The following is a 6453-nucleotide window of genomic DNA, read 5'->3' on the forward strand; positions in this document are numbered from 1 at the left end:
GCAAGGCTCGCCAGGATCGCCGCCTTCTGGGCGGCATCAAAACCCTCGACATCTGCGGTCGGATCCGCTTCGGCGTAGCCGAGCCTGGTCGCCTCGGCCAGCGCACTCTCGAGCGAATCACCCTCGATGTCCATGCGATCCAGGATGTAGTTCGTCGTGCCATTGACGATCCCGAGGATGCGGATCACCCGGTCGCCGGCGAGGCTGTCACGCAGCGGGCGGATGATCGGGATGGCTCCGCCCACCGCCGCTTCGTAGTACAACTGGGCACCGACCTGCTCTGCGGCCTCAAACAGCTCGGGGCCGTGGGTGGCCAGCAGTGCCTTATTGGCGGTGATGACATCGGCACCGGAGTGCAGGGCCTGCAGGATCAGCGTGCGAGCGGGCTCGAGGCCGCCCATGAGTTCGACGACAATGTCAGCGCCGAGGATCAGGGCCTCAGCGTCGGTGGTGAGCAGGTGCTTCGGGATGTCGGTGTCGCGTGGCGCATCCACGTTTCGAACCGCAATGCCCACCACTTCAAGGCCAGCGCCAGCGCGAGCGGCGAGCTCGTCGCCATGGGTAATGAGCAGGCTTGCCACCTGCGAGCCGACGCTGCCGCCCCCGAGGACGGCGACGCGCAGGTTGCGGTATTCGATCACGACTGGGCTCTCTTCACGACTGTGCTCCCTTGGCTGAACCAACACGAACGCCGGCATCCCTGCGGAGCAGGTCTTCTTCGGTCTCGCCGCGCACGATAATCCGTGCGAGCCCGTCGACCACGGCCACCACCGGCGGCCGGCCGAGATAGTTGTAATTGCTGGCCATCGCCCAACCGTAGGCGCCCGTCGCTGGCACACCCACCAGGTCTCCGGAGGCGACATCCCCGGGCAGGTAGTCGGCATGCACGACGATGTCACCAGACTCGCAGTGCTTCCCGGCAATCCGCACCAATTCCGCGGGGACGGTAGAGGATCGATTGGCCAAGCGCACCGAATACTCGGCCCGATACAGCGATGGCCGGATGTTGTCGCTCATGCCGCCATCCACGCTGACGTATTTACGCACCGCCGTGCCCGCCACGAGCACGTCCTTGATCGTCCCCACGGTGTAGAGCGTGGTCGTCGAAGGCCCGATGATGGAGCGACCAGGCTCAATCGCCACCACCGGGACGGGGATGCCGAGTTCGGCAGCGCCCTCGGAAACGATGTCGGCGAACCGAGCGGCGATCTCGTCGATAGAGAGCGGCTCATCGACGCTCGTGTACGCGATTCCGAATCCGCCGCCGAGATTCAGCTCGGGAACCGGGCCGTCGGCGAGCAGTTCCGCATGCAGCGCGAGCAGGCGTCGCGCGGCTTCGGCAAAGCCGCTGGACTCAAAGATCTGCGAGCCGATGTGCGAGTGCAGGCCGAGGAACTCCAGCGCGGGTTCGGCGCGAATGAGGGCGACGAGGGCTGCGGCATCCACGAGCGGAATTCCGAACTTCTGGTCTTCGCGCGCTGTCGCCAGGTATTCGTGAGTCGAGGCGTGCACTCCGCTATTGATGCGCAGACGCACGGACTGGCGGCGCCCGTGGTGCGCGGCGGCGGCGGCGACGCGCGCGATCTCGATCTCGCTGTCGATGACGATGGCGCCGATTCCGATGCTCACCGCCCGGTCGATCTCGGCCGGTGACTTATTGTTACCGTGCAGCCCCAGGTGTGCCGGGTCGACCCCGGCCGCCAACGCAACGGCGAGCTCACCGCCGCTGGCGACGTCGATGTTCAGGCCGGCCTCATTCATCCAACGGGCCACCTCGATGGACAGGAATGCCTTGCCCGCGTAGTAGACCTTCGCGCGCCCGCCTACCCTGGCAAACTCCCGGTCGAATGAGAGCCGGATGCCTCGGGCACGGCTCCTGGCGTCGGCTTCGTCGACCACGTAGACGGGGGTGCCGAACTGCGCTGCGATGGCAGAGGCGGAGACGCCGCCGATCACGAGCTCTCCGGAGAGATCGCGGAGGCTGTTGTGTGACCAGACCCGGGGCGCCAGCGCGTTGGCGTCGGACGGCACGGCAAGCCACGACGGGGCGAGTGGGTTGCTGGTCACGGGAAGCCTTAAGGGAGACGAACGGGCAGGGCACAGGGCTGCACTGACGGCATATTGAGCCTAGCGGGAGGAGTCTGGCGCGGATGTCAGTTGGGCCTGCCACCTCACGATGCCGGACACGAGCCCATCGTCGACAGGCCGGGGCCGCCCAGGGTGGCGCCGTCGCCCGTGATGGAGACGACCAGGTCCGTGCCGATCACCTTCACGTCGTCGATGGTGAGCGCCTGGGGCAGGAATCCTGCCACGCAGAACGTGCGCGAACTGAGCAGCCCGCCGGCCAGGTCGGAGACCCCGGGAATCGCCCGCAGGTCGGCCACCGAAATCTGTTGGTCTCCCAGAAGCACGGTGACCGGGTCGAAGCTGATGCCGCCCTGGTTGGCTGACGGCGCGAGATCGACTGCCACCGGCACCTTCGCGAGGAACAGATCAAAGTCTGTGGTGATCCTGATGAGCTTGTCGCGCAATTCGATCGACGTCAGGTCGATGCCACTGAGGTATCCGGAAAGCTTCTGCACGTTGGACTCATCCACCGTCACAGCGATGTCCATGGTGCCGAGCGGTTTCGTCGTGTCGATCGGCACCGCCGTGGCCATGATTTCTGCCTCCCCGGTGATCTCTCCGAGGGAGAACTTCGAGACGTGCACGCTGAGGTCGTCAATGCTGCCGGCGGCCGCCTGCACCAGGATGGAACCGTCGCCGAGATCGACGTCGACCTGGGCGGACGGATCGAGCTTCAGCGCCTGGACAATTTTCTCGCGCACGAGGCCGGTCGCGTACTGGCGCGCGAAGGCATCGACGACGAGGAAGACGATCAGCAGCACAACGACGACGATCACGAACGCAAGAAGAGGGCCCACCCAGCGGCGGCGTTTCTTCTTGGGCGGCTCGGGCGGTAATTCGATGACCAGGGTTTCGGCAGACGGCGGCTCGGGCCTCGGTACGATCGGCTCGGCCATCGGCTACATCCGCTCCGGCGCGCTAACCCCGAGCAGCCCGAGGCCGTTGCGAAGCACCTGCCCGACCGCATCGTTCAGCCAGAGGCGGGTGCGGTGCAGGTCAGAGACGGCGTCATCACCCAGCGGCGTCACCCGGCAGGCGTCGTACCAGCGGTGGTACGCGCCGGCCAGCTCTTCGCCATAGCGGGCGACGCGGTGCGGCTCACGAAGCTCGGCGGCCTGGCGGATCACCCTCGGGAATTCGGCGAGGACGCCCAACAGAATACTTTCACTCTCGTGCGACAGCAGACCGGCGTCGAATGCGCTGCGATCGACACCGGATGACGCGGCGTTTCGAGCGACCGAATTCGTCCTGGCGTGCGCGTACTGCACGTAGAAGACCGGGTTGTCGTTGGTTTTGCGACCCCAGAGGTCAAGATCGATATCGACCTGCGAGTCGATCGAGCTTCGCACCAGGGCGTAGCGACCGGCATCCACCCCGACCGCCTCGACTAGGTCTTCGAGAGTGACCACCGTGCCAGCGCGCTTGGACATGCGCACGGGCTCGCCGTCGCGCAGTAGATTCACCATCTGGCCGATGAGCAGTTCGAGGTTGACGTAGGGCTCGTCGCCAAATGCCTTCGTCATCGCCATCAGGCGCTTGACGTAGCCGTGGTGGTCGGCGCCGAGCACAATGATATTACGCTCGAATCCGCGCTCCCGCTTATTGAGGTAGTACGCGAGGTCACCCGAGATGTAGCCGAACTGGCCGTCGCTCTTGATGACCACGCGATCCTTATCGTCGCCGTAGTCGGTGGACCGGAACCAGGTCGCGCCATCCGCTTCATAGATGGCACCCAGTTCGCGCAGGCGCCCAATGGCCTTCTCGACTGCGCCACTCTCGTGCAAATCATTTTCATGGAAGTACACATCGAATGACACGCCGAACTCGTGCAGGGCCGCCTTGATGTCACCGAACATCAGCTCGACCCCGACAGACCTGAACAACTCCTGCTGCTCGTCGCGCGGGATCAACTCCAGCCGCCCCGGGTAGGTCGCAATCACCCTCGCGGCGATGTCGGAGATGTAGGCGCCGCCGTAGCCGTCGTCCGGTGCCGGCTCACCCAGGAACGAGGCGAGCAGGCTGCGCGCAAACCTGTCGATCTGGGCACCGTGGTCGTTGAAGTAGTACTCGCGGGTGACGATGCCACCCTGCCACTGAAAGATTCGGGCCAGGCTGTCACCCACCGCCGCCCAGCGCACGCCGCCGATGTGGATCGGCCCCGTCGGGTTCGCCGAGACGAACTCAAGGTTGATCGTGACCCCGCCGTACAGTTCGCCGCGACCGTAATCGTCACCCAGCTCGACGATTGCTTTCGCGAGCGCTCCGGCCGCGGCGGCATCCAGGGTGATGTTGATGAAACCAGGGCCGGCGACATCGACCGACGCCACTCCCGCCAGCTTCGCGGCCTGCACGGCGATCTCGTCGGCGAGTTCACGAGGGTTGGCACCAAGTGATTTCGCCAGCTTCATGGCGATATTGGATGCCCAGTCGCCGTGCTCGCGATTGCGTGGGCGCTCCAGCAGCAGATCGCCGACAGCCAGCACCGCCGTGCCTCCCCGACGCTCGGAAATCTCCGTCACAACGGTCAACAGGGAGGCGGAGAGATCGGCGGGGTTCACGAGAATTGAGTTTAGCTGGGGCACAATGGGGCCATGCCCGCTCGCCGCCCACTTCTGCTCGCCGTTCCCCTGCTCACGTCAGCCCTGCTCCTGGCAGCCTGCGTGCCCACTGCGGCACCGGATGCTACGTCAACACCGACCTCGACCTCCACGGGCAAGCCCACCTCCGGTGCGTCACCATCGGCGACACCGGCGCCCGATGCCTCACCCGCCGCCGAGACCGGGATCCCCGTCGGCATCGGGTGCAACGAACTCATCACCCCACAGCAGATCTACGACTACAACCCCAACTTCGGTCTCGCCGCCGACTTCGTTCCTGAGGCCGGCACCCTGGCGGCCCAGGCGGTCGCCGCCAGCGGGCTGGCCTGCCGGTGGACGAACCAGACCAGCGGAGACACCATCGACGTCTCGGTCGCGCACCTGGACTCCGCGTCCACCGCACGTCGGCGCGCCGAACTCGCGGCCACCAGCACGTCGGTCAGCGCCTATGGCCCAGACGGATACTTCGACCAGGGCGACCTGGCTTCGGCCGCACAGGCGTTTGCCGGCGAATTCTGGGTGGCCGCGGCATCCATCGCCTTCTTCGCAGCCGAGGACGCCGAGCCGATCATGCGCGCCGCGATCACCGCGGTGGGCTGACGCAGGCTAGCCCAGCTGCACCAGCTCGGTGCCGTCATCGGTCGGAAGTTCGTCGACGATAGCAAGCACACTCATGTCGGTGAGGATCAGGTCGGCCCAGTGGTTGGTGAGGAACGCGGTGTCTGCCGCGTCGCGACCAGTGGAGATGCGGACCATGCTCTGGCGAGGGGCGAGGCGCGTGGCATCCACCACCCACCATGCACCGTCGACGTACGCTTCGGCGACGGCATGGAAGTCCATGGGAGACAGGCCGGGCGCGTAGACGGCGACCATCCGTGCGGGAACGTCCAGCGCGCGGAGCAGCGCGATGACGAGGTGGGCATAGTCGCGACAGACGCCCCGGCGGGCAAGGAGCGTCTGTTCGGCACCGTCGGTGGGCAGGCTCGAACCCGGAACGTATCGCAGCTTGTTCCACACCCAGAGCGTGACGGTATGAAGCAGTTCGTGGCCCTTCAGCCCCGCAAATTCGGAGCGCGCCGTGGGGGTGAGGCTGTCAGACTCGCAGTACCGACTCGGCCGAAGATAGGTCACCAGGTCGAGGTCGTCGGGTGTCGCCGGGTCTGATCGGCCCGCGATGTCGGCCGAATACTCGACGACCATCAGGCCTGGGCCGGAAACGAAGGTGTGCAGTCGGGTTCCGTGGTGATCTGTCAGCTCGGTGGCCCGCTGCGGCTCGCCGTCGAGTACGAAGCTCAGCCGCTCGGAGGTGGCGGCGGAACCCCGCGCTGCCGCAATGCTGAACACCATGTTGGTAGTGCCTTGGATGTCGAGCTCGAGGCGGGAGGTGACGGTGCGCAGCATGTTTCGATACTGCCATGCCCGTTTGCTGGCCTACGGCCTGCTTTACCGCTGGTAGCCTTGAGCACGACCTCCTGGCCCCCATAGCTCAGGGGATAGAGCACTGCCCTCCGGAGGCAGGGGCGGCAGTTCGAATCTGCCTGGGGGCACCTCGCGAAAGTGCTGGTCAGACAGTTCAACTCCGTGAAGACCTAGTCGCCCAAATGCGTCCGTGGCAACGTTTTGGCAACACTTGACACCCGCCAATTCGCGTCATGGCCTAGCGCTTACCGCGCCAATCGAGGAGGGTAGCTGTATGCGACCAACCGGGCGGCAACGATTAGCAGCAGCC

At 65.7% G+C, this 6453-nt stretch carries 6 protein-coding genes and 1 tRNA gene; 2 read left to right on the forward strand and 5 right to left on the reverse strand.

Annotated elements, in window-relative coordinates:
• The 4 genes from RMN95_RS07815 to argS form a co-directional block, all read right to left on the reverse strand.
• Positions 1–641 (reverse strand): homoserine dehydrogenase (locus tag RMN95_RS07815; RefSeq protein WP_309616374.1); only part of this gene is annotated, 641 nt, incomplete at its 3' end.
• 13 nt (positions 642–654) lie between these two features.
• A complete protein-coding gene (gene lysA, locus RMN95_RS07820) occupies positions 655–2067 on the reverse strand; it encodes a diaminopimelate decarboxylase (protein WP_309616375.1) in 1413 nt (470 codons plus the stop codon).
• Between the two features lie 104 nt (positions 2068–2171).
• Positions 2172–3023, reverse strand: a complete 852-nt coding sequence (locus RMN95_RS07825; protein ID WP_309616376.1) for an LmeA family phospholipid-binding protein — start codon at positions 3021–3023, stop codon at positions 2172–2174.
• A 3-nt stretch (positions 3024–3026) separates the two neighbouring features.
• The gene (gene argS, locus RMN95_RS07830; RefSeq protein WP_309616377.1) at positions 3027–4685 is read right to left on the reverse strand and encodes an arginine--tRNA ligase; all 1659 of its coding nucleotides are present in this window, start codon (positions 4683–4685) and stop codon (positions 3027–3029) included.
• A 33-nt stretch (positions 4686–4718) separates the two neighbouring features.
• Between argS and RMN95_RS07835 the strand changes: the two genes are divergently transcribed.
• Complete coding sequence (locus RMN95_RS07835) at positions 4719–5324, forward strand: arginyl-tRNA synthetase (protein WP_309616378.1); 606 nt, start codon at positions 4719–4721, stop codon at positions 5322–5324.
• 6 nt (positions 5325–5330) lie between these two features.
• On the opposite strand, the gene RMN95_RS07840 is transcribed toward RMN95_RS07835, so the two are convergent.
• Positions 5331–6125 (reverse strand): transglutaminase family protein, encoded by a 795-nt coding sequence (locus RMN95_RS07840; RefSeq protein ID WP_309616379.1) that lies wholly within the window; start codon positions 6123–6125, stop codon positions 5331–5333.
• A gap of 74 nt (positions 6126–6199) precedes the next feature.
• Between RMN95_RS07840 and RMN95_RS07845 the strand changes: the two genes are divergently transcribed.
• Positions 6200–6271 (forward strand) — tRNA-Arg (locus tag RMN95_RS07845).
• The last annotated feature ends 182 nt before the right edge of the window (positions 6272–6453 follow it).

This window comes from Salinibacterium sp. (assembly GCF_031364185.1).
Classification (GTDB): Bacteria; Actinomycetota; Actinomycetes; order Actinomycetales; family Microbacteriaceae; genus Rhodoglobus.

Bases quoted from the DNA above. Each gene is read 5' to 3' on its own strand.
- RMN95_RS07825 (WP_309616376.1), bottom strand. From the start codon at position 3,023: ATGGCCGAGCCGATCGTACCGAGGCCCGAGCCGCCGTCTGCCGAAACC.
- RMN95_RS07835 (WP_309616378.1), top strand. From the start codon at position 4,719: ATGCCCGCTCGCCGCCCACTTCTGCTCGCCGTTCCCCTGCTCACGTCA.
- RMN95_RS07840 (WP_309616379.1), bottom strand. From the start codon at position 6,125: ATGCTGCGCACCGTCACCTCCCGCCTCGAGCTCGACATCCAAGGCACT.